At 73.5% G+C, this 22948-nt stretch carries 26 protein-coding genes; 13 read left to right on the forward strand and 13 right to left on the reverse strand.

What is annotated here, in order from left to right; all coding sequences use genetic code 11:
- Positions 1 to 67: 67 nt before the first annotated feature.
- From QI554_RS31620 to QI554_RS31635, 4 genes are all read left to right on the forward strand, one after another.
- Entirely contained in the window at positions 68 to 607 is a 540-nt protein-coding gene (locus QI554_RS31620) for a GNAT family N-acetyltransferase (protein ID WP_281474792.1), read from the forward strand.
- Positions 608 to 639: 32 nt separating this feature from the next.
- On the forward strand, positions 640 to 1092 hold the full coding sequence (locus QI554_RS31625; RefSeq protein WP_281474793.1) for a nucleoside deaminase: 453 nt from the start codon (positions 640 to 642) through the stop codon (positions 1090 to 1092).
- Positions 1089 to 1931, forward strand: coding sequence for an HAD hydrolase family protein (locus QI554_RS31630; RefSeq protein WP_281474795.1), 843 nt, complete (start codon positions 1089 to 1091; stop codon positions 1929 to 1931). Before QI554_RS31625 ends, QI554_RS31630 begins: the two co-directional genes overlap by 4 nt.
- 90 nt (positions 1932 to 2021) lie before the next feature.
- Positions 2022 to 2879 carry a phytanoyl-CoA dioxygenase family protein gene (locus QI554_RS31635; protein WP_281474797.1) on the forward strand — a complete coding sequence of 286 codons (858 nt, stop codon included), beginning with the start codon at positions 2022 to 2024 and terminating at the stop codon, positions 2877 to 2879.
- A gap of 30 nt (positions 2880 to 2909) precedes the next feature.
- Here the strand turns inward: QI554_RS31635 and bla are convergent, their stop codons facing one another.
- Positions 2910 to 3836, reverse strand: coding sequence for a class A beta-lactamase (gene bla, locus QI554_RS31640; protein WP_281474799.1), 927 nt, complete (start codon positions 3834 to 3836; stop codon positions 2910 to 2912).
- Between the two features lie 176 nt (positions 3837 to 4012).
- Here bla and QI554_RS31645 point away from each other — a divergent pair, with 176 nt between their 5' ends.
- Entirely contained in the window at positions 4013 to 4765 is a 753-nt protein-coding gene (locus QI554_RS31645) for an N-acetyltransferase (RefSeq protein WP_281474800.1), read from the forward strand.
- Positions 4766 to 4796: 31 nt separating this feature from the next.
- On the opposite strand, the gene QI554_RS31650 is transcribed toward QI554_RS31645, so the two are convergent.
- Positions 4797 to 5066 carry a DUF2795 domain-containing protein gene (locus tag QI554_RS31650; RefSeq protein ID WP_281474802.1) on the reverse strand — a complete coding sequence of 90 codons (270 nt, stop codon included), beginning with the start codon at positions 5064 to 5066 and terminating at the stop codon, positions 4797 to 4799.
- A gap of 212 nt (positions 5067 to 5278) precedes the next feature.
- Between QI554_RS31650 and QI554_RS31655 the strand changes: the two genes are divergently transcribed.
- Positions 5279 to 5599, forward strand: a complete 321-nt coding sequence (locus QI554_RS31655; RefSeq protein WP_281474804.1) for a hypothetical protein — start codon at positions 5279 to 5281, stop codon at positions 5597 to 5599.
- Positions 5600 to 5611: 12 nt separating this feature from the next.
- On the opposite strand, the gene QI554_RS31660 is transcribed toward QI554_RS31655, so the two are convergent.
- Positions 5612 to 6100 (reverse strand): hypothetical protein, encoded by a 489-nt coding sequence (locus QI554_RS31660; protein ID WP_281474806.1) that lies wholly within the window; start codon positions 6098 to 6100, stop codon positions 5612 to 5614.
- Between the two features lie 261 nt (positions 6101 to 6361).
- Between QI554_RS31660 and QI554_RS31665 the strand changes: the two genes are divergently transcribed.
- Positions 6362 to 7345, forward strand: coding sequence for an MBL fold metallo-hydrolase (locus tag QI554_RS31665; protein ID WP_281474807.1), 984 nt, complete (start codon positions 6362 to 6364; stop codon positions 7343 to 7345).
- A gap of 13 nt (positions 7346 to 7358) precedes the next feature.
- Here QI554_RS31665 and QI554_RS31670 read toward each other — a convergent pair whose 3' ends face one another.
- From QI554_RS31670 to QI554_RS31690, 5 genes are all read right to left on the reverse strand, one after another.
- Positions 7359 to 8018, reverse strand: a complete 660-nt coding sequence (locus QI554_RS31670; RefSeq protein WP_281474839.1) for a response regulator transcription factor — start codon at positions 8016 to 8018, stop codon at positions 7359 to 7361.
- Positions 8019 to 8081: 63 nt separating this feature from the next.
- Positions 8082 to 9398, reverse strand: a complete 1317-nt coding sequence (locus tag QI554_RS31675; RefSeq protein ID WP_281474808.1) for a sensor histidine kinase — start codon at positions 9396 to 9398, stop codon at positions 8082 to 8084.
- A gap of 88 nt (positions 9399 to 9486) precedes the next feature.
- Positions 9487 to 10146, reverse strand: a complete 660-nt coding sequence (locus QI554_RS31680) for a TetR/AcrR family transcriptional regulator (protein WP_281474809.1) — start codon at positions 10144 to 10146, stop codon at positions 9487 to 9489.
- A 383-nt stretch (positions 10147 to 10529) separates the two neighbouring features.
- The gene (locus QI554_RS31685; RefSeq protein WP_281474810.1) at positions 10530 to 11039 is read right to left on the reverse strand and encodes a hypothetical protein; all 510 of its coding nucleotides are present in this window, start codon (positions 11037 to 11039) and stop codon (positions 10530 to 10532) included.
- Between the two features lie 586 nt (positions 11040 to 11625).
- Entirely contained in the window at positions 11626 to 12492 is an 867-nt protein-coding gene (locus QI554_RS31690; protein ID WP_281474811.1) for an alpha/beta fold hydrolase, read from the reverse strand.
- Positions 12493 to 12724: 232 nt separating this feature from the next.
- Here QI554_RS31690 and QI554_RS31695 point away from each other — a divergent pair, with 232 nt between their 5' ends.
- Complete coding sequence (locus QI554_RS31695) at positions 12725 to 13153, forward strand: MarR family winged helix-turn-helix transcriptional regulator (RefSeq protein ID WP_281474841.1); 429 nt, start codon at positions 12725 to 12727, stop codon at positions 13151 to 13153.
- Positions 13154 to 13290: 137 nt separating this feature from the next.
- Positions 13291 to 14133, forward strand: a complete 843-nt coding sequence (locus tag QI554_RS31700) for a hypothetical protein (RefSeq protein WP_281474813.1) — start codon at positions 13291 to 13293, stop codon at positions 14131 to 14133.
- 2 nt (positions 14134 to 14135) lie between these two features.
- On the opposite strand, the gene QI554_RS31705 is transcribed toward QI554_RS31700, so the two are convergent.
- The gene (locus QI554_RS31705; RefSeq protein WP_281474815.1) at positions 14136 to 15230 is read right to left on the reverse strand and encodes a tetratricopeptide repeat protein; all 1095 of its coding nucleotides are present in this window, start codon (positions 15228 to 15230) and stop codon (positions 14136 to 14138) included.
- 133 nt (positions 15231 to 15363) lie between these two features.
- Between QI554_RS31705 and QI554_RS31710 the strand changes: the two genes are divergently transcribed.
- Both QI554_RS31710 and QI554_RS31715 read left to right on the forward strand, forming a co-directional pair.
- A complete protein-coding gene (locus QI554_RS31710) occupies positions 15364 to 15804 on the forward strand; it encodes a PPOX class F420-dependent oxidoreductase (protein WP_281474817.1) in 441 nt (146 codons plus the stop codon).
- Between the two features lie 57 nt (positions 15805 to 15861).
- Positions 15862 to 16449, forward strand: a complete 588-nt coding sequence (locus tag QI554_RS31715; RefSeq protein ID WP_281474819.1) for a hypothetical protein — start codon at positions 15862 to 15864, stop codon at positions 16447 to 16449.
- Here QI554_RS31715 and QI554_RS31720 read toward each other — a convergent pair.
- Both QI554_RS31720 and QI554_RS31725 read right to left on the reverse strand, forming a co-directional pair.
- Positions 16446 to 17660, reverse strand: a complete 1215-nt coding sequence (locus QI554_RS31720; RefSeq protein WP_281474820.1) for an SDR family oxidoreductase — start codon at positions 17658 to 17660, stop codon at positions 16446 to 16448. The two genes, QI554_RS31715 and QI554_RS31720, sit on opposite strands and share 4 nt — an antisense overlap.
- A 1088-nt stretch (positions 17661 to 18748) precedes the next feature.
- The gene (locus QI554_RS31725; RefSeq protein WP_281474821.1) at positions 18749 to 19261 is read right to left on the reverse strand and encodes a hypothetical protein; all 513 of its coding nucleotides are present in this window, start codon (positions 19259 to 19261) and stop codon (positions 18749 to 18751) included.
- A gap of 72 nt (positions 19262 to 19333) precedes the next feature.
- On the opposite strand from QI554_RS31725, the gene QI554_RS31730 reads away from it, so the two are divergent.
- On the forward strand, positions 19334 to 20317 hold the full coding sequence (locus QI554_RS31730; RefSeq protein WP_281474823.1) for a helix-turn-helix transcriptional regulator: 984 nt from the start codon (positions 19334 to 19336) through the stop codon (positions 20315 to 20317).
- 10 nt (positions 20318 to 20327) lie between these two features.
- Here QI554_RS31730 and QI554_RS31735 read toward each other — a convergent pair whose 3' ends face one another.
- Positions 20328 to 21140 carry a class I SAM-dependent methyltransferase gene (locus QI554_RS31735; RefSeq protein ID WP_281474825.1) on the reverse strand — a complete coding sequence of 271 codons (813 nt, stop codon included), beginning with the start codon at positions 21138 to 21140 and terminating at the stop codon, positions 20328 to 20330.
- Between the two features lie 233 nt (positions 21141 to 21373).
- Here QI554_RS31735 and QI554_RS31740 point away from each other — a divergent pair, with 233 nt between their 5' ends.
- Positions 21374 to 22462: a glycerophosphodiester phosphodiesterase family protein gene (locus QI554_RS31740; RefSeq protein ID WP_281474827.1), complete on the forward strand. Its 1089-nt coding sequence runs from the start codon at positions 21374 to 21376 to the stop codon at positions 22460 to 22462.
- 24 nt (positions 22463 to 22486) lie between these two features.
- Here the strand turns inward: QI554_RS31740 and QI554_RS31745 are convergent, their stop codons facing one another.
- Positions 22487 to 22891 carry a hypothetical protein gene (locus QI554_RS31745; protein ID WP_281474828.1) on the reverse strand — a complete coding sequence of 135 codons (405 nt, stop codon included), beginning with the start codon at positions 22889 to 22891 and terminating at the stop codon, positions 22487 to 22489.
- Positions 22892 to 22948 lie beyond the last annotated feature (57 nt).

Here is a 22948-nt window from a genome sequence, read left to right on the forward strand (position 1 = left end):
CCTCGGCGCCGATTCGGACGAGCACGCCGTTCCGGCGGCACGCCACCGGGCTGACATGATCGGCGTCATGACCGACGTCACGATCCGCGTCGCCGGAGCCGAGGCCCTGGACTCCCTCGAACCGCTCTGGCTGGCGCTCCACGAGCACCACCAGCGGGTCGCGCCGCCCGCGGTCTACCAGCCGCCGGCCGCCTCGTGGCGGGCGCGCCGCGGCAGTTACGAACACTGGCTGGCCGAAGGCGGTTTCGTGCTCCTCGCCGAGCGCGGCTCCGACCTCGTCGGCTACGCCCTGGTCGAGATCCAGGACGGGCCCGACGACACGTGGGTCACCGGCTCGCGGATCGCCGAGGTCCAGACGCTGTCCGTGGCGCCGGCCGAACGCGGCCTGGGCACCGGCACGCGCCTGCTCGACGCGGTCGACGCCCATCTGGCCGAGCTGGGGATCGAGGACGTCTTCATCGGCGTCCTCACCGGCAACGACGACGCGCTCCGCTTCTACGAACGGCGCGGCCTGCGTCCGGTGATGACGTACGTGGCGCGCTTCAAGGCGGGCACGCCGAAACCCATGACCGGTCGGCGCGGGCCAGGGGGCGCCGCGCGTCCTTGATCCGGACGGAAACCGCCGTCCACAATGGCCGGATGGATCTGACCTTGGCGCGGTCCCTGCTCGCGGTCGCGGTCGACGAGGCGCGCAAGGGTCTCGCGGAGGGCGGCATCCCGATCGGTGCGGCGTTGTGCGCGGCCGACGGCACGGTGCTGGGGCGGGGCCACAACCGGCGCGTGCAGGACGGCGACCCGTCGATGCACGCGGAGACGGCGGCCTTCCGCAACGCGGGGCGGCAGAGGTCGTACGCGGGGACGACGATGGTCACGACGCTCGCTCCATGCTGGTATTGCAGCGGTCTGGTCCGCCAGTTCGGCATCTCGCGGATCGTCGTCGGCGAGTCGGTGACCTTCACCGGCGGACAGGGCTGGCTGGCGGAGCACGGCGTCGAGGTCGTGCTGCTCGACGACCCCGAATGCGTCGCCATGATGCGGGAGTTCACGGCGACGAACCCGGCACTCTGGAACGAGGACATCGGGGCGGAATGACCACAGGTCCGAGCCGGCTCCCGGCTCTGCTCGCCACCGACCTCGACGGCACGCTGCTGCGCGACGACCACACGGTCTCGCCGCGCACCGCCGCCGCGCTGGCCGCCGCCGAGGACGCCGGTGTGGACGTGCTCTTCGTGACCGGACGCCCCGCCTGGATGCTGGCCCGGGTCGCCGCGGTCCTCCCCCGGCACGGGATGGTCGTCTGCAACAACGGCGCGGCCGTGGTCGACGTGCGCGGCGGCACCGACGCGCCGCGGTTCGTGACCGTGGACCCGCTCGCGGGCGGGACGGCGCTGGCCGCCGTCGAGGCGCTCCGGCGCGCCGTGCCCGGCACGATGTTCGCGGTCGAACGCACCCACAGCTACCACCGCGAGGCCGACTTCCCGCCGGTGTACCTGACGGCCGGATCCGCGCCGCGACCGGTCGAGGAGCTGCTCGACGGGGACCACGACGACGCGCCGGTGCTCAAGGTCCTCGCGCACCACCCGGCGCTGGACCCGGCCGACTTCCTCGCCCTCGCGCGCGGCGCGGCCGGCGACCACGTCCAGGTGACGCAGGCCCTGCCGATGGCCCTGGTGGACCTGAGCGCGCGCGGCGTGTCGAAGGGCTCGGCGCTCGCCCGGCACTGCGCGGAGCGCGGGATCGCCGCCGAGGAGGTCGTGGCGTTCGGCGACATGCCGAACGACGTGGAGATGCTGGCGTGGGCGGGCACGTCGTACGCGATGGGCAACGCCCACCCGGCCGCGCTCGCCGCCGCCACGCACCGCACCGCCGACAACAACGGCGACGGGGTGGCCGTGGTGATCGAACACCTGCTCGCGACCGCGCACCGGTGACGCGGGGGCCCGCCCCGGTTCTGTGCACACGGCCACGGCGATAGGGTCGCGACGGAAGCGTGTAACGCCGTTACAGAAGGGATCGCCCCCGTGACCGACCTGACCCGCCTCGCCGCCTCGGCCCCCGCCGAGGACGTCGTCGCCGCGCTCACCCGCGACGGCGCCGTGATCGTTCACGACTTCCTCGGCCCCGAGGCGCTCTCCCGCTTCAACACCGAGCTCGACCCGCTGCTCGCGGCTGCGGAGCCGGACCACGGTGGGGAGTTCGTCAACACGGTCATCGCCGCGTTCTACGGCGACGCGGTGCGCCACGTGACCGGCCTGGCCGGCAAGTCCCAGGCCTTCGTCGACGAGGTGCTGCAGCACCCGCTGTACGACGCCGTCTGCCGGTCCGTGCTCGGCCCCGTCTGCGCGCAGCACCTCCTCAACGTCGGCCAGGTCATGGACCGCGGCCCCGGCGCCGAACGGCAGATCCTGCACCGCGACCGGCAGACCTGGAACCACGTTCCGCCCTCGCTCGGCGAGATCGAGGTCTCGTCCGTCATCGCGCTGCGCGACTTCACGGCGGACAACGGCGCCACCGTGCTCGCGCCCGGCAGCCACACGTGGCCGTGGGACCGCAAGGCCGAGGAGCACGAGCTCGTCGTCGCGGAGATGCCCGCGGGGTCGGCCGTCGTCTACCTGGGCAACACCGTCCACGCGGGCGGCGCCAACACCACCGCGGACACGTGGCGGCGCGGCATCCACGTCAGCTTCTGCGCCGGGTGGCTGCGCACCGAGGAGAACCAGTACCTCGTCACCGGCCCCGAGCAGGCCGTGCGCCTCTCCGCACAGGCCCGCGCCCTGCTCGGCTACACCGCCCACGACGCGATCATGACCGGCGGCGGCTACCTGGGCACCGTGGAACTGGTCAGCCCCGACACACTGCTGGACGCGGGACGCCTGTAAGCCCCGGCCGCCGGACGTGCGGCAGGTTCGTCACGTGTCGACGACCGCCGCCGACAACCACGCCGCCGCTTGTGCGACCAGGTCCTCGTCGGCGGCGGCCTGAGGGTCGCGCGGCTTGGTCGTGAGGACGGCCATCACCACCGGCGTGCCGTTGGGCGTCCACGCGACGGCGACGTCGTTGGTCGCGCCGTAGCCGCCGGTGCCGGTCTTGTCGGCGACCGACCAGGCCGTGGGCAGTCCGGCGCGGATGCGGCGGTCGCCGGTGGTGTTGCCGAGCATCCACCGGGTCAGCAGCCGGCGGTTGGCGGGGCGCAGTTCGTCGCCGAGCAGCAGGCGCGCGCAGGTACGGGCGATGGCGCGCGGCGTGGTGGTGTCGGTGATCCGCCCGGGCTCGGCGGAGTTGAGGGCGGGTTCGCACCGGTCGAGCCGGGTGGCCGGGTCGCCGACGGAGCGGCAGAAGGCGGTGACGGCGGCGGGACCGCCGAGGGCGTGGAGCAGCAGGTTCGCGGCGCAGTTGTCGCTGTACATGATCGCGGCGGCGCACAGCTCGGCGACGGTCATCCCGTGCGCGAGGTTGTCGGCCCGGCCGGTGATCGGCGCGTAGCCCGCCGAGGTGGCGTCCTGCGGTGTGTAGGCGACGCGCGTGGCGAGGAACCGGCCGTCGCGGTCCAGGTCGCGGAGGACGGCACCCACGACGGGCACCTTGCAGACCGAGCACAAGGGGAAGGCTTCGCCGGCGCGGTAGGCGGCGACGGCGCCGGTGGCGGTGTTCCAGGCGTAGGCCCCGATCCGTGCGTCGTGCTGGCGCTCGAGGTCCGCCATCCGCCGGGCGAGTCCGGCCTCGGCGGACACCGCGGCCTCCGCCCCGCTGAACGCCCCGGCCGCGCCGGACAGCGCCGCCCCGGCCCCGAGGGCCAGCAGCGCGCGGCGGCCCACTCCCGCTGACGACCGCTGCATGGCCCGGCGCCTCCCGTACGGACGGACGTCAAGAGTTGGTCGTGTTTCTCATATCACCCGCGACCCTCCGTCGTCCGCCCTGCGTACGCCCTTCGGACGCCCTGACCCTTGAGGTACCCCCGTGCTGCGCATCAGCCCCCTGAGGTGGCCCCGGCGCACGCCATAGGGTTTGCGCCATGGAACACCTGACCGTCACCACCCTCGCCGAGCGCCCCCACCTGGGCGCCGTGCTGTGGGACATGCCCGACAGCTGGCCGGCGTTCATGGGGCACGATCTGCTCGCGAACGCGTATGTCGGTCAGGTCGCCGTCGAGTTCCCGGACTTCGTGGTCGTGGCCACGGACGAGGACGGCGTGCTCGTCGGGCGCGGGCTGAGTGTCCCGTTCCGGCGGGTGCGCCCCAGCGGGCACGACACACTGCCGGACCGGGGCTGGGACGAGGTGCTGCTGTGGGCGTTCACCGACCGGCGCCGCGGCGCCGAGCCCGACCTGGTCAGTGCGATCGAGATCGCGATCCGGCCCGACCAGCAGGGCAGCGGCCTGTCCGGGCGGCTGTTGCGCGCGATGCGCGAGAACGCCCGCGCGCACGGGTTCCGCGAGGTCGTCGCGCCGGTGCGGCCGAGCGGCAAGCACGAGGAGCCGCACACGCCGATGGGCGAGTACGCGTTCCGGGTCCGTGAGCACGACGGGCTGCCGCACGACCCGTGGCTGCGCGTCCACGCGCGTGCGGGGGCGTCGGTGGAGAAGGTCGCTCCCGCGTCGATGGTGATCGCGGGGTCGCTGGCGCAGTGGCGGGAGTGGACGGGTCTGCCGTTCGACGCGACGGGCGAGGTGCTGGTCCCGGGCGCCCTGGCGCCGGTGCGCTGCGACGCGGCGGCGGACAGCGCGGTGTACGTGGAGCCGAACGTGTGGATGCGGCACCCGCTTTAGGAACCGGTCAGCGGCCGCGGCGCGGGCGGCGTCAGGGGTTCGGCTGCGTGTGCCCGTGCCGGTGCAGCAGCACCATGCGGACCTGGTCGGGTCCCACCAGCGGCGCGGCCGGCAGCGTCTCGAGGGCGCGTACGACCGAGCCGCACGCGTGGTTGCGGCGTGCGCACTCCGCGAGTTCGGCGGGCCACGCGGGGTAGCCGGCTCCCGCGAGCGCCCGGAACAGGAGTTCGGGTGTGAGTTCTTCGTCGCGTCCGGACCGCCGGACCGGGGCGGAGGGGAACGGCGTGCGCGGCTCGGTCATGGCCGTCTCCCTCCGGGCCGTCCGCGTCAGGCGGCCGCTGGGTGGGGAATCGCGCGTTGTCTCCCATCCTTCGCGCCGCCAACGGGCCCGTCAAGGAGCCCCGAGCACCTTACGGACGTACCGTTGAAGAACGGGTTCCGCGTCGGGGCGCCGTGGCGCGTCCGGGACACGGGGTCGCCATCGGGGGCCGTGTGACAGCGGAGATGAGTGCGATGGACGGCTCTGGCCTCTCCCCTCGGGAGACGCAGGCACTTGCGGAAATCGAAGCCGAACTGAGCGCCGACACGCGGCTGGAGCGCATGCTGGCCACCATGCGGCGGCCGAAGGCCGGGCCGCGGGCGCTGGGCGCGTTGCTGCTGCGCCCGCGCGGCTATGTGGTGGCGGTGTTCTTCGCGGCGTGCGTCGGTCTGCTGGCGGGCGTGATCCGCACCGGATCCCCGGTGTTGGTGGGCGTGTTGGCCGCCTGCTGGATCGTGACCGTGTCGCTCGGCCTGGCGCTGCTGTGCAGGTGGGTGCGCGTCTGGCGGCGGTGAGCCGGCCGGGCGTCAGGTCTGGCCGGACGACCGCTGAGGCGGCGGCGCGTCAGGCGGCTGCGTTCCCTGTGTGCCTGACGGCTGCGTTCCCTGTGTGCCCGACGGCTGCGTTCCACGAGCGTCTGACGGCTGCGTTCCGGGTGTGTCCGGCGGCTGCGTCGTGGCGGCCTGTCGGCGCTGCCACAGGGTGGGGTCCGCCTGCCATTCGCCGGCCTCGGCGTGCCGGGCGGCGCGGGCGCTGAGCTCCTCGTCCGTCGTGTGGTGGGCGTGCTGCCGGCTGCTGTGTATGCCGATCGCCGCCATGGCCACGCCGAGGCAGAAGATCAGCGCGATGGCGAGGCCGGTCACGAAGATCGCGAGCACGTTCAACGTGACCACGTTGTTGTCGAACATGCTTACGGTGTACTCCGGACCGCCGGAGGTGTTGTACGCGATCAGCAGTGCCGCGAAGGCGGCGCTGGCCGCGACCAGCAGGAACCCGAGAAACGCAATGATCATCATGGGAGCCACCTTTTCCGCTCCGGTGTGGGCGGGGTGCGCCTCGGCGCCGGCGATGGCGTGCATCTGTACGCACAGCTCAGCCACCCGCCCCTAGTGATCGGCTACCCGCAGGGCCGCTCCGCATGCGGCGCGCCCGCCCGCTATCTTCACACTCGAATCGAGGTACATCGACCAGATCACGGCGCGCCTGGTCGCGCCGGTGACTGCCGGGCGCGGGTAATTGCCGTGCCGGGGGCGGGCGGTGCCCCGTACGGTGACCCGATGACGCACCCGAGCGCCGTGCCGCCGCACGCCCGACTGCTGGAGCGAGGGCATCCGTTCCGGCAGTGGAAGACCTGGATGATGCCCGGCACCGGGCACACGCTGAACGGCTACTCGCGGGCCAACGACAAGACGTTCTTCCACATCCCGGAGCTGCGCTGCTCGCTCGACGCCGGGCTGTGCGAGGGACGGCAGGTGGACACGGTCCTGCTCACGCACACGCACCTCGACCACGTCAAAGACCTCGACTTCCTCGCGGCGAACCCGGCCGGGGCCGACATCTACGTGCCGGCCGAGGCGCTGACGCACGTCGAGGCGTACCTGCGCGCGTCGGTCGAGCTCAACCACGGTGCGGCGTACGACCCGTCGCAGGCACCGGACGTCCGGCTCCACCCGGTGCGGGACGGCGACGAGTTCGTCTTCGGACGGCGTCGCGGGCACCGCGTGCGGGTGGTCGGCTGCGACCACAAGGTGCCGTGCGTGGGCTACGCCGTCTCCGAGCTCGGCAAGGCACTCGTCCCCGAACTCGCCGAACTGCGCCGGGTACTGGCCGCGGAGGGCCGTGCGGCCGAGTTCGGCAAGACCGTCGCCGCGCGGCGCAAGGCCGGCGAGGTGGTCGAACAGGAGGTGTCCCGGCCGCTGTTCGCGTTCCTCGGAGACACGCACGCGAGCGTGTACGAGCGCAATCCGTGGCTGTTCGACTATCCGGTGCTGATCGCCGAGTGCACCTACCTCGACGACGCCGAGCGCGAACGCGCCAAGCGCGTCGGCCACACGCTGTGGAGCGAACTCGAGCCGGTCGTCGCCGCGCACCCGGAGACGTTGTTCGTCCTGACCCACTTCAGCCTGCGGCACTCGGACCGCGAGGTCGTCGAGTTCTTCCGCACCGTGCGCGAGAAGGCCGAGGGCCGGCTCGACAACGTGATGGCGTGGGCCCACCCGGAGAGCAGTCTGCCGGAGCAGCACCAGCAGGGCCCGCACTGACGGGAGCGCACGGTCAGGGCTCGTTCGCGCTGCCGCGCAGCCACGTCAGCACCGCCAGGACGCGGCGGTGGTCGTCCGCCGACGGCGGGAGGCCGAGCTTGTCGAAGATCGCGGCGATGTGCTTCTCGACGGTGCCCGCCGTGAGCGAAAGGGCCCGCCCGATGGCCTGGTTGCGGCGCCCCTCGGCCATGAGGGACAGGACTTCGCGTTCGCGCGGGCTGAGGGTGTCGAGCGGGTCGCGGCGCCGGGTGCGGGTGGCGAACAGCGCGGCGACGACCTCGGGGTCGAGTGCGGTGCCGCCTGACGCGACGCGGTCGAGCGCGTCGGTCAGTTCGCTGAGCCTGGCGACCCGGTCCTTGAGCAGGTAGCCGACGCCGCCGCCGGTGGCCAGCAGGTCGGCGGCGTAGGACTCCTCCACGTACTGCGACAGCATCAGCACGGCGGTGCCCGGCGCGGTGCGGCGGATCTCGACGGCGGCGCGCAGGCCGTCGTTGGTGAACGTGGGCGGCATGCGGACGTCCACGACCGCGACGTCGGGCCGGTGCGAGGTCACCGCGCGCAGCAGTTCGTCGGCGTCGCCGACCGCCGCGACGACCTCGGCCCCGGCCTCGTCGAGGAGCCGTACGAGGCCTTCCCGCAGCAGCAGCGAGTCCTCGGCCAGCACGATGCGCAGCATGGTTCGGCGGTCTCCCGTTGTCTCGTCGGTTCGTCGTGGCGGCGTCGCGTCGGGACCGGGTCAGAGGCCGCCGACGCCGGTGAGCGGGACGACGGCATAGACGACGGTGGGGCCGCCGACCGGGCTGACGACGTCCAGTGTGCCGTCCACCGCCGTGACCCGGTCGGCCAGGCCCGCCAGTCCGTGGCCCTTGCCCAGGTGCGCGCCGCCGCGGCCGTCGTCCTCGACGCGGACCCGCAGCGAGGTCTGGTCGGCGTCCACGTCGACGCTGCACCGGCCGGCGCCGGAGTGCTTGGCGGTGTTCGTCAGCGCTTCGGTGACGACGAAGTAGGCGGTGTTCTCGACGGCGGCCGCGAACCGCTGCCCCTCGCCTATCCCGAGCGTGAGCAGGACCGGGATCGGCGACCGGGCGGCCGCCTGGGTCAGGGCCGCGCGCAGTCCGCGGTCGGCCAGCACCGGCGGCGCGATGCCCCGGGAGAGCGCGCGCAGTTCGGCGAGCGCCTCGTGGCTCTGCTCGATCATGCCGTCGACGAGCCGGCGCGCCTGGGCGGGTTGCTCGGCGTCCAGGCGCCGGGCGACGGCCTCGAGGTCCATGTTGAGGCGTACGAGGCGCTGTTGCGGACCGTCGTGCAGGTCGCGCTCGAGGCGGCGCAGGGTCTGCGCCTCGGCGGCGACGGCGCTGCGGCGCCCGTCGGCGAGTTGCCGGGTCCGGGCCCGCAGGGCGGCGGCCTCGTTGGTCAACAGGGCGCGCGCCAGCCCGGCCTGAACGGCCGTCAGGCCGCGCACGACGGGAATCGCGGTGGCGACGAGGGCGACGCCGATGCCGGTGTTGAACGCGATGTCCGCGCCGCGCGAGGAGATCCCGAACATCAGGTCCAGCAGGCCGGCCTTGCCGTCGTCGCGCGGGATCGACCACGACCAGGCGCCGTACGCCAGTTCGCCGACGCCGCCGACGGTCCAAGTGACCGCGACGCAGAACGTCACGACCCGTACCGGGAACGCGACCAGCGCGTGGACGGAGTCCCGCCACGACTGCGGGTCGCGCAGCGCCGCGAGCCAGCCGGACGGCGGGACGGCCTTCGGCACGGTGTAGTGGTGCGGCGGCAGCGCGCGCCCGGTCGCGGCCTCGACACGGCGCCGCTCGCCGCGCGCGAACACCCGTGCCATCTGGTGGGTTCCGGCGAGCACCGGGATTCCGGCGACGATGACGAGCGTGCCCGCGCCGAACGAGAGGCCCGCGATGACGATCGCGAAGGCGGCGGTCCCGATGGGGAGTCCGGAGAGCAGGTAGCCGTACTCGCGCCAGAACCTGCCCTTTCGCGACGGCTGTCGGTCGGTGTCGGCGTGGGTGGGTCTCTCGTACTCGGTGGGGATCATGGGTAGATCCTCGCTCTCCGGCGCCGCCCCGCACTATCCGGTCAGCCCGGTGACGGGGTGGGGGCACACCCCCACCCCGGCGGCGCGGCTACTCCGGCGCGGGACCCGCCAAGCGGGCCACGATCGCCGCCAGTTGCTCCGCGTAGTGCTCGACGACGTCCGGTTCCGCCGCGTCGGCGCCGAACAGGCCGCGCGCGAGGTGCGGGTACACGGCAAGGGCGTTGGCCGCGCCCGTCAGGATCAGGTGCAGCGCGGCCGGGTCGAGGTCGGGGTCGAGTTCACCGGCCTCCTGGCGCTCGCGCAGCTGGTCGATCTCGACGCGCAGGCGGGCGTGGCGTTCGCGGGCGTCCTCCTCGTCGCGGTCCACACCGGTGTCCGCGAGGCCCTCCCAGGCGAGCAGGCGGCCGCCGAGCCGCACGTCGGCGCTCGCCCGCACGTAGTCCCTGACCAGGTCGGCGAACGGCGTCTCGGCGGGGAACGCCTCGGCCTCGTACGCGCGCCACCGCCTGCCGATGGCCCGGTACAGGCCTTCCTTGCCGTCGAAGTAGTAGACGATCAGCTGCTGGTTGACGCCCGCCCGGGCGGCTATCTCCGACACACGCGCGCCCGCGAAGCCCTTGGCGGCGAACTCCTCGGTGGCGGCGTCCAGGATCAGCGCCTTGGTGCGCTCGGGGTCGCGCCTGCGCCCGTGCGCGGCTGGGGCGCGACGGGCGCGGTGCTCGCCCGCGGGGGTCTGTTCAGCGGTCATGACCAGGATTCTGCCGCGCCCGGACCGCCCGCTGTCGCGCGGACGGCAGCGTCGGCAACCGGATCGTCATGATCGCGACGCCACCCGTCGGGCACGCCCGGGACGCCGACCGGCGGTTCGGCGAGTGGCCCGACGCACGGTTCGCCGCCGGCGCGGTGGGCCGGGACTGACGACGCCGGCGCGGCGGCCGGCCCAGTAGCCGGTGGCGACCTCGGTGACAATGGTGGCGACGGCGAGAGGTGCCGCGGGGGGCAGCACGGGCAGCAGGGCGGCAGGGTCGGCGGAGAGGCCGAAGAGCAGCCTGGCGGCCGGCCGCGCCACGCCGGTGCCGCACTCCCGTGAGGGGGCGGATGAGGTCACCACCGACGACCGGCGTCTTGCGGTCAGAGGTTCGGGCAGATGGAGCGGTGCGCGGCGGCGATGATGCGTTCGGCCTGGTCGTGGTTGGGCTCGACGCCGTCGTTGGTGTAGAGCGTGATGGTGTCGGTGACCACCTGCTCCGCGCCCTGGTTGGCGATGGCGAGGCAGGTGTCGCGGCCGACGGAGGCGAACCAGGACGTCGTGTGGTGGCCGCCGACGAGGACCGGGTCGACCGCCTTCACGTCGGCGACGAAGGCGCCGACCTGCGCGGCACCGGGCACCGGGATGTCGTCACGAGTGACCGTCTTGGTCCGCTGCGTCTCGGCCAGCGGGCTCTGCGGCGGCGCGACGCCGTCGGCGTTCGGCTTGCCCTGCCCGCCGGACTGCGCCGCGGTCGGCCCGCCGCCGACGGGCGGGGCGCCGGCGTTGAAGCCTTCGTGCTGGGAGCTGCCGCATGCGGTCGCGGCCAGCACCGTGGCGACCGCGCCGGAGAGGAGGGCGGCGCGGCGGACCAGGTGACGGTGGTGGTGCATGTGGTTCGTTCCCGTGTCGTCGAGGGGGCGGGCAGTGCCCCGAGCACCGCGCCAGCGAAGGTTACCGGACAGTAGCAGAGGCGTAGAGCCGGTCAGCGGTGCCGGGTGCCCGACGGGGCCACGCCAGCCGTCTCCGGCCCACTCCGGCGCGAGACCGGGCGGGCACACACGCCGGCCCGCGGTCCGCGGGGCGCGCATCGCGCGGCGCCCACCCGACTGCGCGCCAACAGCGTGCGCGTCGCACCACGGACCGGCAGACGCCCCTCCTGACAGCACCGCCGCCCGGCCCCGGGCCGGTCGGCGCGACCTGACACGCGCCGACGGGCGCCGCGTGACGACACGGGGCCTCGAGCCACAATCACGGTCCGACAGCGCCGAGGGGGCTCGGCCGGAGGCCGCCCGCAAAGCCTTCGGCCGCGCCGACGCGCACCCCCGCGACGAAACGGGGCCTGAAAGCCGACAACCACGGTCGGCCAGGTCGGCCGCCTGCCGCCCCCACGTGAACCGCGGGCCCGTCGACACCGCCCGCCGCCCCCACGTGAACCGGCAGGCCCCGTCGGCGCCGCCCTCCCCGCCCACTCCCCGACTACTCGCCCGGCGCGTCGAGGAAGTCCGCGATCACCTTCCGGAACTCCTCCGGCTGCTCCCTCCACGGCCGGTGGCCCGAGCGGTCGAGCGTGACCAGTTCCGCGTACTGGTGCAGCTCGGCGACGAGGCGGGCCGGGGTGACGCCGATCATGCCGTCGTACGCCCCCGCGACGACCAGCACCGGGACCGGCGAGGCGGCGAGCCGGGCCAGCCGGTCGGACGCCGTCGCGGGCGTGGCGGCTCCGGCGTAGAAGGCCGCGCGCAGCCACGCGACGCCGTTCCTGGGCTCGGCGAGGTACTCGGCACGTCGCTCGTCGGTCCAGGTGTGCCAGAAGAACCCCTGCTGGTCGGCGGCGAGTTCGGCCTCTCGGCCGGCGGGGGCCGGCCCCGCGGAGAGGATCCGGTCGGCCTCGGCGGCGGCCGCGTACCAGGGCTCGTCGACACGGGAGGCGCGACGCTCGGCGAGCTCGGCCGGGTCCGGCTCGCGCGCGACGCGGCCGACCGGGGTGACCAGCACCATGCGCCGCACCCGGCCGGGGTAGGCGACGGCGTACTCCTGCGCCGTGAGGCTGCCCGCGGAGTGGCCGAGCAGGTCGAACCGTTCCAGGCCGAGGTGGCGGCGCAGCGCCTCGACGTCGCGCGCCTGCTCGGTGAACGCGGCGGTGGCGTGGTCGGCGGGGACGTCGGTGCGGCCCGCGGCCCGGGCGTCCATGCGGATGAGCTCGCGGGAGCGGTCGAGGCCGCCCAGGTCTCCGAGATACCGGACGTCGGCGCCGGGGCCGCCGCCGAGGGCGATGAGCGGGGCGCCGGAGCCGGCGCGGTCGTACCAGATCGTGAGGCCGTCGTAGGACGGGAAACTCGGCATACCTCATGATCCCGACCGGCCGGTTAACCGCTCTACTCCATTTACAGGTCGGACGGGGAACGCGGAGGCGTGCGCGCGGGGTCCTATGCTCGACAACAACGTTGTCGTTGACCGATCGAGTGAAGCGGACCGTCCCGTGACCATCCCCCCGCGCCCCACCGAGCCGCCGTCCGGCGCGTCCGCCGCACCCGCCGCGGACCCGCCGGGGTTCGAGCTCCCGCTGCGCCTGTTCATGGGATTCCGCGTCATCATCGACGAGCTGCACGCCGAACTCGCCCGGCAGGGCCACCCCGACGTGCGCCCCATGCACGGCTTCGTCATGCAGGCGATCGGGCCCTACGGCACCACCGCCGCGGACCTCGGGCGACGCATCGGCGTCTCCAAGCAGGCCGCGGGCAAGACCATCGCCAACCTCGAGGCGATGGGCTACGTCGTACTCGCGCAGGACCCGAACGACGCCCGCCGGAAACTCGCGCGGCTGACCGAACGCGGCGTCGACAGCCTCGTCCGCTCCGCGCGGATCTTCGACGAGATCCGGGCGCGCTGGGCGGACGGACTCGGCGCGGACCGGCTGCGCGCGTTCGAGGCCGACCTGCGGCACATGACGCCGGACGACTTCTTCCGCCTGGACGTGCCGGGCTGGTTCGGCGCGGCCGGTTGACCCCCGGTGCCCGGTCCTGACCCGGTCGTGAACTGTTCGTGGCCGGAACTTGGGCTGTTCCTGACACCCTGACCAGCCGGTTTGCGGGATCGTGTCACCCGGTCGCGACACGGACGGAAGACGAGGGACACGACAGCATGAGCGGCGGCGGACTGACCGACAACCGGGTCCAGCACCCCGAGTACGTCCTGTGGCAGGGCACCTCGTTCGGAAAGCTGCTGCTGGCGTCCGCGATCCCGCTGGTCCTCATGCCGCTCGACCTGGGCGACATCGCCGACAACACCGGCCTGCCCAAAGGCGTGATGACGGGCCTGGCGATCCCGCTCGCGCTCATCCCGGTTCTGGCGTTCTACGTCTACAAGCACCGCAAGCTCGCGATCAGCGCGCAAGGCATGGTGCTGTACGGCATGACGAAGACCCGCTCCGTGAACTGGTCGGAGATCGCCTCGGTCTCCGTCAAACTCCGCGTCGGCAACGGCGAGTCGCCCAGCAGCCTGGTCCTCTACGCGACACTCCGCAGCGGCAGCGTGTACAAGCACGGCCTGAACTTCATCGAGGCCCCGGCCCTCCCCTACTTCGCCCGCGACGTCCGCGACGCGGCGGTGCGCTGGGGCCTCCCCTTCGAGGTGAAGGGCACCCAGGCCGCGGTCGCCGCCTTCCACCAACTCGACGCGGCGGGCTGGGGTGCGCCGCAGCAACACCAGCAGCAGACGAACCCGTTCGCCGGCCGGCAGCAGGGCTGGGCGGGCTCACAACAGGGGCAATACCCGCCGCCCCAGGACCAGTTCCCGCAACAGCCGGGCCAGTACGGCCAGCAGCAGTACCCGATGCCCCAGCCGCAGGGCGGGCAGGGACAGCAGTACCCCATGCCCCAACAGCCGGGTGCGCAGGGGCAGCAGTACCCGATGCCGCAGCAGCACCAGCAGAGCCAGTACGGGCAGCAGTACCCCCAGCACCCCCAGCGCCCGCACGACGACTGAACCTACGCCGAGGCCAACACCGCCAGGCGCGCACGCGCGGTGTCCAGCCAGGGGTTGGGGTACCGCGGCACGTTGACCGTCTCGCTCTCGAGCACGGCCTGCGCCAGGAGTCCTCGCGCCTCGTCCACGTCACCGCCCTGGGCCAGCACGTCGGCCAGCGCCACGACCGCCCGGACGGTCCGCACGCATGTCGTCCCCTGCGTCCTGCGGCCGATGTCGACCGCCGTGCGGAGCTCCGTCAGCGCTTCGTCCATCCGCCCTTGCGCGGCAAGCGCCCGCCCCAAGGTGGTACGGATCGAACACGCCAGCGGATTCACGTTGTCGGTGGCCTCGAGCTCGGCGAGCAGCCCCCGGCACCCGGCCTCCGCCTCGGCGAACCGGCCGAGTTCGAGCTGCGCCCACGCACGGTTGGACGCGGCGGCGTGGACACCCTCACCGCTCGGACCGGTCATCTCGGCGAAGGCCGCCTCCGCGGCACACGCTTGTGCCTCCGCGCCCGCGTAGTCGCCCAGACCGATGAGCGCGTACGCGACGTTGTGCCGGCACGCCGCTTCGACGAAGCGCCGATCGGCCGGCTCGCGCACGAACTCGAGCCGCCGGAGCAGACCGGTGAACCGCGCATGCCCCTCTGCGTACCGGCCCGACTGCACCGCCCCGCTCGCGATCTTCACCTCGATCCCGAACGCCGTGGACGGGTCCGGATAGATCGTCAGCCAGTCGTTCAGCACCGTCTTGAACAGCACTTCGGCTTCCGCGAAGTACTCCTGCCGCTGGAGGGCCATCGCCAGCGCGAGATGCAGTCCGGGGACGGCGCTCCCCGAGTGCCAGCCCTGTGCGGCGAACGGGGGCAGGACCGCGTGGAAATGCGCGCGGGCGTCGTCGAGGCGGCCCGTGCCGCCCAGCATCGCGATCTTGACGTTGTGGGCCCGCGCCGTGGTCGCGCTGTCCCGCCCGAAGGCCGCCTCGCACGCCGCTGTCAAGGCCTCGACCTCGGTGGACAGCTCGTCGTAGCGCTCGGCCGCGGCCGTCCGCTCCACGCGGTCCAGCCACTGCTCCACCTCGTGCTTCGCCGGCCCTCGGCGCCTGAAGATCCCCACTGTCCCCCACCCCTCATCCGCCCACCGAGGGCAGACATCGTGGCACGGCCGCCGGCCCCGGCAACCACAGGGTCGCGGCGCGGAAGCCATCCCACCTTGACTTGAAGTGAGCTTCACGTTCGACGATGGCCGCATGACCTCTTCGACAGGCACCGGCACCCGAACGTTCACCGACGCGGAGCTCCGCTACCTGCGCACCCAGCGACTCGGGCGCCTCGCGACCGTCGCGCCCGACGGGACGCTGCAGAACAACCCCGTCGGGTACCACGTCAACGCGGACGGGACGATCGACATCCGCGGCTACTCCATGGCCACCAGCCGCAAGTTCCGCAACGTGGCCGCGAATCCCAACGTCGCGCTGGTGATCGACGACATCGCCTCGCTCGACCCGTGGACGGTGCGAGGCATCGAAATCCGGGGCAAGGCCGAGGCGTTGGACGACGCCGGAGGCGCACCGAGGCCGGGGTTGAGCCCGGCGGTCATCCGGATCCATCCGCGGCGGATCCTGTCGTGGGGCGTGGACCCGGACGCGAAGGGCATGGCACGGCGCACGGTCGGGGGTCCGACGGGCTGACGTGCACCATGCCGACCCGCCGACCGCGGCTCCTGCGCGCTTTGCCACGATGACCGCATGTGGTTCGAGGTCTGTTTCGGGGAGCGGGAACTGCGGTTGTCGGTAAGGCCCGAGCCGGCCGCGCTGCCCAGCGGCATCCGGGTGGACCTGCCCGGGCACCTGCGCCGACGCGAGATCCCCGCGGAGTGGATCCGCGACGCCGACGGCGGCGCGTTCCCGCCGGAGATCCGCACGATGGACGGCGAGACGCTGTTCGTCCCGCGCTCACTGGAGGGGGACCTCGCCGCGTTCTGCGCCCGCAACGGGATCGCGATGCGGGCCCGCTACGACGTGTGGGGCGACCTGCTCGAACCGTACCTGGACACCGAGTTCACCGTCAGCGACGAACAGGCCGCAGCGGCCCGGCTCGCCGCCGTCGGCCTCGACAGCGCTGCGGTGGAGGCCGTTCGTCAGCGGGTCGGGCCCGCGGTGTACGAGTACAACTTCAACGTGCCGATGTGGGACGACTTCCACCTCGGGCTCGCCGACCTGCTCGACACGTATACGGCGCGCTGGGCCGGTGAGGCGGCCCTGCGCCGACTCGGCCCGCCCTACGAGGTGTACGTGTGGGCGATGCGGATCGCCGAGCTCGGCCGGGGCGGTTAGCCGCGGCGGGTGCTCGCCATGACGAAGCGGACGTCGGCGGCGAGGTTGCGGAGCGTGTCCTTCTGGGTCAACGCCTGCGGCCCGTAGGGCAGTTCGTTCTTCGTCGTGCCCATCGAGGTCGGGAACGGCTCGCCCGCGCCGAGGGTCGCGGCGACGGCGGCTTGGAGGGTGAGGCCGGTGCGCACGCGGGCGGGGAGCTGCTCCCAGTCGGGGTAGTCGGTGAGCCGGGACTTGCCGGCGTCGTGGAACTGCGGTGCGGCGAGCCTGAGTCCACGCCCGCGGGCGGTCTCGACGACGTGCTGCGTGAACTCCTCGCACGTGAGCGCCGCCGTGCCGGCCGTCGCCCAGTAGACCGCCGGAAGCCGCTCGGGGTCGCGCACGGCGAGCCCGGCCAGCGCGGTGACCGCGTGCGCGAGCACGTCGCGCGGCACCATGTCGAGCCGCTGGTGCGGGGCGCAGGCGGAGGTGTTCGTACCGCCGAGCAGCATCGCGATGTGCGCGTGCACGGCCTGCTGCTGCGGCGTCCAACCGGTGTCGACGTCGCCCATGACCAGTGACGGGCGCACGACGCACGCAAGCGCGCCGGAAGCGGCGACCGCGCGCTCGGCGGCGATCTTCGACTCCAGGTACGCGATCGGTCGTGCGGTGTCGTGGCCGTCAAGCAGCGCGGCCGCCTCGCGGGCCTGGTCGATGCGGTCGACGAACGCGGTCGAGACGTGGATGAGCGGCACACCGGCGTCGTGCGCGAGCTCCGCCATGCGGCGCGAGCCGGAGACGTTGACGCGCTGGAAGTCGTCGGCGTCGTCGTCGTAGCAGGCGCGTCCGGCGGCGTGCACGACCACGTCGGCGCGGGCGGCCAGCGCGGCCCACACCCGGCTGTCCAGGCCGAGCCGCGGCGCGGCGAGGTCGGCCACGACCTCCTCGTGCGCGTGCGCCGACGCACGGCGCCCGCGCAGCGCGACGACCCGGAAGTCGCCGGCCAGCGCACGGGCGAGGGCCTCGCCGATGACGCCGCTGACACCCGTGAGCAGGACGGTCGGCGGCTCGGGGACGGCCGCGCCGGGGTCGGCCTCCTCCGGTTCCACCACGGGAGCCGCGACGTCACCGTCCGGCGAGCCGCCCTGCGACGGCAACGCGGCCGAGGCCGGGACCGGAGCGGGCACCGTGACCGGGATTCGGACCGGGCACAGCGGCGTGGATATGCGAGACAACGAATTCACCTCGTTCCACCGGCCGCCGCGGATCGCGGAGGCATCCACGGGGAAACGTAGGCCAGTCGAGTCACCCATGCCACTCGAACGGTTACTGCGTGCGATAACCGCTGGTGAGGCGAACGGGTGACACGGGGTTTGCCGGGGTGGATCGCCCGAACAGAGGTACGAGCGGAGTCCGACGGGACGGCGAGACCGTCTTGGACGACGGCCGCGCCTGGCCGGCCCCCACGACCGACAACAGCGGCGCGCCCCTGAACGCGACCTGACCGTCAGCCCCGCCGGGGGGGGGGGGGGCCCCCCCCCCCCCCCGCCCCCCCCCGGGGGGGGGGGGCGCGCGGCGCCCCCCCCCCCGGCCCGGGGGCCCCCCCCGCGCCCACGGCACGCCGACCTGCGGGGCGCGCAGCCCGGAGCCCGGTGGGGGGCGGACCTCCGGGCTGCGCACCCCGCACCCCACGGCCCGACCCGGTGGCGGTTCGGGCTGGGTCTCGCGGGTTCGCAGTTGCCCTCGTTGGCGGGACCGCGGCCGGGGTCGTCGGTTGCCGGGGCGTCTGGGGCCCGGTGTGTGGCCCGGGCGGCCTGCTCGTACCCGGGCCTTGACGGCCCTCCCGAACCCTGCGCCGGGCAGGCCGCCCGGGTGCTTGTGCCGGTGCGGGCGGGTGGGGTGGATCGGCGTCGGGGGTGTGCGGCGGCGTTCGGCGCGGACGGGGTGGGCCGGAACCGTCCCCACGCCGGCCGACCTCGTCCGGGCCCGGCCTCGGCGGGGGTCTCCCGCGTGTGGGGCCGGGCCGTCTTCCGGCTGCCTGTCCGCAGCGGGCGCCGAAGCGCGCCGCACACGCCCGATCTGTCCGATCCACATCCCCCGGCAGCCCGCACCGGCGGTCGTTGACGGCTCTCTCCGGTTGATCGGCCGGAGTGCAGCCGGTGGTGCGATCCGTTCCTGCCGCCGTTCCCGCTGTTCCCGCCGTTCCTGCCGCTGCTCCGCGCCGGGCCGGGAGCTCGCTGCCCCTCCCCGGCCGTCTCGGCCGGCGCGCCACGCCTTCGCCGTACCGCCGGTCCGTCCCGTCAGCGGCGGCTCCGACGGCGGTTCAGGCCACCGCTACCGGCACGTCCGCGGTGGTCGTCGGCGCGGCCCGCTCGGCGGTCGGAGCCAGGACCCGTTGGAGGTCCATCACCCAGTTCAGCTCCCACGTCGCGCCCTCGTCGTTCGAGAAGCGCTGTTCCCAGCGGGCCTGGTCGCGGCCGAGTCTGTGCCAGACGAAGTGGACGCGGATCGTGCGCCCCTCGTACAGGTCGATCCCGAAGAAGTCGCCTCGGTCGCCGTAGAACCCGCCGACGACCGGCGGGTCGAGGCGCCCGGTGCGGCTGCTGGTCCAGTGGATCGACCAGCGGTCCAGCTCGCGGTCGTACAGCCGCAGTGTCGCGCCGGAGAAGCCCTGCGTCGGGAAGACGATCTCGTCGATGTTGCCGAGCCCGCCGAGCAGGGGCCGTACCGTTGCGTGACCGACGAAGGTCTCCCACACGTCGCACCCCGCGAAGAGCCGGAAAAGCCGGCGGTTGGCGACGTCCCACGTGCCGTGAAGGAAGTCGAAGTCGTTCATGAGGAGACGGTACGAGGGGTCCCCTGACACCTACCGTCAGTGAATCCGTAAGCAGGCGCGCATAATCTGCTCATGCGTGCCAGCCGGTTGTTGTCCCTGCTCCTCCTGCTCCAGGACCGCGGGCGGATGACGGCGCAGCAGCTCGCCGACGAGCTGGAGGTGTCGGTCCGCACCGTGTACCGCGACGTCGAGCAGCTCGGTGCGGCCGGGATCCCGCTGTACGGCGAGGCCGGGCACGCCGGCGGCTACCGGCTCGTCGACGGGTACCGGACGCGTCTGACCGGCCTGACCGCCGACGAGGCGCAGGCGGTGTTCCTCGCCGGCCTGCCGGGCCCGGCCGCCGAGCTCGGATTGGGCGACGTGCTCGCGGCGGCGCGCCTGAAGCTGCGGGCCGCGTTGCCGCCGGAGCTGCGGGAGAGCGCGGGCCGGGTCCAGGAGCGGTTCCTGCTGGACGCCCCGGGCTGGTACGGCGACCCCGCCGAGACGCCGCACCTCCAGGCCGCCGCGTCGGCGGTGTGGGAGCGCCGAGTCCTCGCGGTGCGTTACCGGCGTTGGAAGAACCCCATGGTGGTGGACCGCCACCTCGAACCGCTGGGCCTGGTCCTGAAGGCCGGCCGCTGGTACCTGGTGGCGGCGTCGGGGTCCGCCGGGCGCGCGTTCACCTACCGGGTCGACCAGATCCTCGAACTGGAGGTTCTGGCGGAGACGTTCGAGGCCCCTGAGGGCTTCGACCTGACCGCGCACTGGCAGGCCTATCTCGCGGACTTCTACGCACGCCTGCACACCGGCGTCGCGGAGATCCGCCTGTCGCCGTACGGCGCGCGGCGGGTGCGCGACATGCTGGGCGACGCCGTGCACCACGCGGTCGAGGAGACGGGCCGCCCGGACCCGGACGGCCCCGAGGGCTGGATCCGCGCGACCGTCCCGATCGAGTCGGTCGACCACGCCCACGGCCAGTTCCTGATGATGGGCACGTCGATCGAGGTCCTGGCGCCGACCGAGCTGCGGGACCGGGTCGCCGAGACCGTCCGCGAGCTCGCCGACCGCTACCGCTGAGCGCCCCTTCTTACCGCGTGGCGTGGGCGTACCAGATCCATTCGTGGTTCACCGCGAGCCGGTGCGGCATCGGTTCCAGCCAGGGGCAGCGGCCGGCTTCGAGGTCGGGGGCGCGGTACGCCTCGGTGTGCCAGGCGGGGTCGGCCAGCAGCTCGGCCGGATGGTCGGCGGAGCCGACGAACGGGACGCCGCGGTCCGCCATGTACGCGGCGAACTCGGCGCGGTCGGCCACGAATCCGGGGTGCGGGACGTCGAAGACCAGGTGGCTGCCGGGCGCGCTGAGCTCGGTGACGGTGTCGGTGATCGCGAGGGCGGCGTCGCGGTCGAGGTAGTAGAACAGGCCTTCGGCGAGCCACGTGGTGGGGTGGGCCGGGTCGTGGCCGGCGGCGGCCAGGGCGTGCTCCCAGGCGCCGCGCAGGTCGGCGTCGACGCAGGTGCGCCGGCACCGGACGGTCAGGCCGTGTGCGTCGAACACGGCGTTCTTGCCGTCGAGTTGCCCCGGCAGGTCGACCTCGTACCAGGCCGTCTCCCGGGGCAGGTCGAGGCGCCAGGGCCGGGTGTCGCTGCCCGCGCCCAGGCCCACGACCTGGCGGACGCCGTCGGTCATCGCGCGCTCGATGACCGCGTCGCCGAAGCGGCCTCGCCCGATCACGACCCCCATGGGGCCGCCGAGCGAGAGGCCGTACTCGACCTCGCTGACCGCCGGTTCGCCGGCCAGCAGGTGCGCGTGCGGATCGCGCAAGTACGCGTCGGCACGGCGGTGTTCCATATCGCGCATGACGGCCATCCAGTCGCTGGTGGCCTGGATCGCTTCGTCGCCCATGCGCTCGGCTCCCGTTGGTGCGTGTGGATCAAGCTTGGCCCGCCGCGGTCCTCCTCGTCACGTCGATCCGCCCGGTTTCACCCGATCGAACGCAGGCGCGAAGGGTGTTCGAAACCGACCGGGTGACGGGCAATCGTCGCGGCCGGTTCGCCTCCGGCTCACCTCGGGCTCGCCGGGGCGTCGTCGGGCGCTGCGACGGTGTGGCGCGTCGCCGACAGGATGGACGCATCACCATGCCGCGTATCGGATTCGCCACCACCATGTCAGCCGTCGCCGTGGCCGCCGCCTCGGTGCTCACCGCCGCCGTCCCGGCCGCCGCGAACGGCAACGCGAACGGCAACGGCAACGGCCACACCAAGCACCGCACGTTCGACCTCCAGGCCCACCGCGGCGGCATCGGCCTCACCGTGGAGAGCACCATCGCGTCGTTCTCGAAGGCGCTGGACATCGGCGTGAGCACGCTCGAACTCGACGTCCAGATCACCGAGGACGGCAAGGCCGTGGTCACCCACGACCGCAAGGTCGACGGCCGCAAGTGCGCCGACACCGCGCCCGCGACGCCCGGGGACCCGGAGTTCCCGTACGTCGGCAAGTACGTCAACACGCTCACCCTCGCCCAGGTCCGCACGCTCGACTGCGGGTCGCGCCCGTTCCCCGACTTCCCCGGGCAGCGGACCTCGCCGGGCGCGAAGATGCCGCTGCTGAGCGAGGTGTTCGACCTCGTCCACGCGCGGCACGCGGACAAGGTCAAGCTGAACGTCGAGACCAAGGTCGAGGCGGGCGCCCCCGAGCAGACCGCGCCGCGCGAGCAGTTCGTGCAGGTCGTGGCGGCCGAGATCCTGCGCGCGCACATCCTGCGCCAGGTGACGGTCCAGAGCTTCGACTGGGGCTCGCTGATGCGGATGCGCCAGGTCGAGCCGCGGCTGCCGCTGGTCGCGCTGACGAACTACGACTTCCTGCAGACCGGGAAGCCCGGCAGGTCGCCGTGGCTGGGCGGCCTGGACATCGACGACTTCGGCGGCGACCCGCTGCTCGCGGTCAAGTCGTTCGGCGCGTCGGCGTTCTCGCCGGTGCACGGCTTCCCGCAGGACGGCACGGTCGGCGACCCGGACTACAAGCCGTACGTCACCAAGGCCATGGTGGACGAGGCGCACCGCCTCGGGCTCAAGGTCGTGCCGTGGACGATCGACGACCCGGCGACGATGGCCAAGCTGATCGACGACGGCGTCGACGGCCTCATCACGAACTACCCGGACCGGCTGCGCGCGCTGCTGGCCGAGCGCGGTTTCGTCCTGCCGCGCGCGTACCCGGCGCGTGGCTGAGCGGTCGGTCCCCTGGGCCGCCCCTCAGAGGGCGGCGTGCAGTACCGCCGCGTCCACGAACGGCCGTTCGGGGCGCGGCGGGCAGCGCCACGACAGCGGCCACGTCTCGCCCTCGAGGGCCGGCACGCCGACGTACACCTCGCCGGCGCGCCGCCCGAGGTACGACGTGCCCGACGGCCAGCGGTAGCCGGCGCCGGCGCCCGGCGCGACGAAGAAGTACACGGCGTGCCGCCGGCTGCGGTCGACGACGACCGGGCCGGGGGCGCGGTCCGCGGCGAACAGCCGGGCGGCGACTGCCCCGCCGTAGTCGCCGTCGATGCGCACGACGTCGAACGACCGGCCGACCCGGCGCAGCGCGTGGCCGTAGGCGGGGACCCAGTCGAGCACTCCGGCGAATCGTTCGGGGACCGGCGGAGTCTGAGAAGTCATGCCCACCACGGTCCCGCACCTCGCGTTCGGTTACCAGTGGTTACAGAAGGTCGCGAA

This window comes from Yinghuangia seranimata (assembly GCF_029953285.1).
Classification (GTDB): domain Bacteria; phylum Actinomycetota; class Actinomycetes; order Streptomycetales; family Streptomycetaceae; genus Yinghuangia; species Yinghuangia seranimata.

Coding starts and splice junctions, on each gene's coding strand:
- QI554_RS31620 (WP_281474792.1), top strand. CDS start 68: ATGACCGACGTCACGATCCGCGTCGCCGGAGCCGAGGCCCTGGACTCC.
- QI554_RS31625 (WP_281474793.1), top strand. CDS start 640: ATGGATCTGACCTTGGCGCGGTCCCTGCTCGCGGTCGCGGTCGACGAG.
- QI554_RS31630 (WP_281474795.1), top strand. CDS start 1,089: ATGACCACAGGTCCGAGCCGGCTCCCGGCTCTGCTCGCCACCGACCTC.
- bla (WP_281474799.1), bottom strand. CDS start 3,836: ATGCAGCGGTCGTCAGCGGGAGTGGGCCGCCGCGCGCTGCTGGCCCTC.
- QI554_RS31645 (WP_281474800.1), top strand. CDS start 4,013: ATGGAACACCTGACCGTCACCACCCTCGCCGAGCGCCCCCACCTGGGC.
- QI554_RS31650 (WP_281474802.1), bottom strand. CDS start 5,066: ATGACCGAGCCGCGCACGCCGTTCCCCTCCGCCCCGGTCCGGCGGTCC.
- QI554_RS31655 (WP_281474804.1), top strand. CDS start 5,279: ATGGACGGCTCTGGCCTCTCCCCTCGGGAGACGCAGGCACTTGCGGAA.
- QI554_RS31660 (WP_281474806.1), bottom strand. CDS start 6,100: ATGATGATCATTGCGTTTCTCGGGTTCCTGCTGGTCGCGGCCAGCGCC.
- QI554_RS31665 (WP_281474807.1), top strand. CDS start 6,362: ATGACGCACCCGAGCGCCGTGCCGCCGCACGCCCGACTGCTGGAGCGA.
- QI554_RS31675 (WP_281474808.1), bottom strand. CDS start 9,398: ATGATCCCCACCGAGTACGAGAGACCCACCCACGCCGACACCGACCGA.
- QI554_RS31680 (WP_281474809.1), bottom strand. CDS start 10,146: ATGACCGCTGAACAGACCCCCGCGGGCGAGCACCGCGCCCGTCGCGCC.
- QI554_RS31685 (WP_281474810.1), bottom strand. CDS start 11,039: ATGCACCACCACCGTCACCTGGTCCGCCGCGCCGCCCTCCTCTCCGGC.
- QI554_RS31690 (WP_281474811.1), bottom strand. CDS start 12,492: ATGCCGAGTTTCCCGTCCTACGACGGCCTCACGATCTGGTACGACCGC.
- QI554_RS31695 (WP_281474841.1), top strand. CDS start 12,725: ATGGGATTCCGCGTCATCATCGACGAGCTGCACGCCGAACTCGCCCGG.
- QI554_RS31700 (WP_281474813.1), top strand. CDS start 13,291: ATGAGCGGCGGCGGACTGACCGACAACCGGGTCCAGCACCCCGAGTAC.
- QI554_RS31710 (WP_281474817.1), top strand. CDS start 15,364: ATGACCTCTTCGACAGGCACCGGCACCCGAACGTTCACCGACGCGGAG.
- QI554_RS31715 (WP_281474819.1), top strand. CDS start 15,862: ATGTGGTTCGAGGTCTGTTTCGGGGAGCGGGAACTGCGGTTGTCGGTA.
- QI554_RS31725 (WP_281474821.1), bottom strand. CDS start 19,261: ATGAACGACTTCGACTTCCTTCACGGCACGTGGGACGTCGCCAACCGC.
- QI554_RS31730 (WP_281474823.1), top strand. CDS start 19,334: ATGCGTGCCAGCCGGTTGTTGTCCCTGCTCCTCCTGCTCCAGGACCGC.
- QI554_RS31735 (WP_281474825.1), bottom strand. CDS start 21,140: ATGGGCGACGAAGCGATCCAGGCCACCAGCGACTGGATGGCCGTCATG.
- QI554_RS31740 (WP_281474827.1), top strand. CDS start 21,374: ATGCCGCGTATCGGATTCGCCACCACCATGTCAGCCGTCGCCGTGGCC.
- QI554_RS31745 (WP_281474828.1), bottom strand. CDS start 22,891: ATGACTTCTCAGACTCCGCCGGTCCCCGAACGATTCGCCGGAGTGCTC.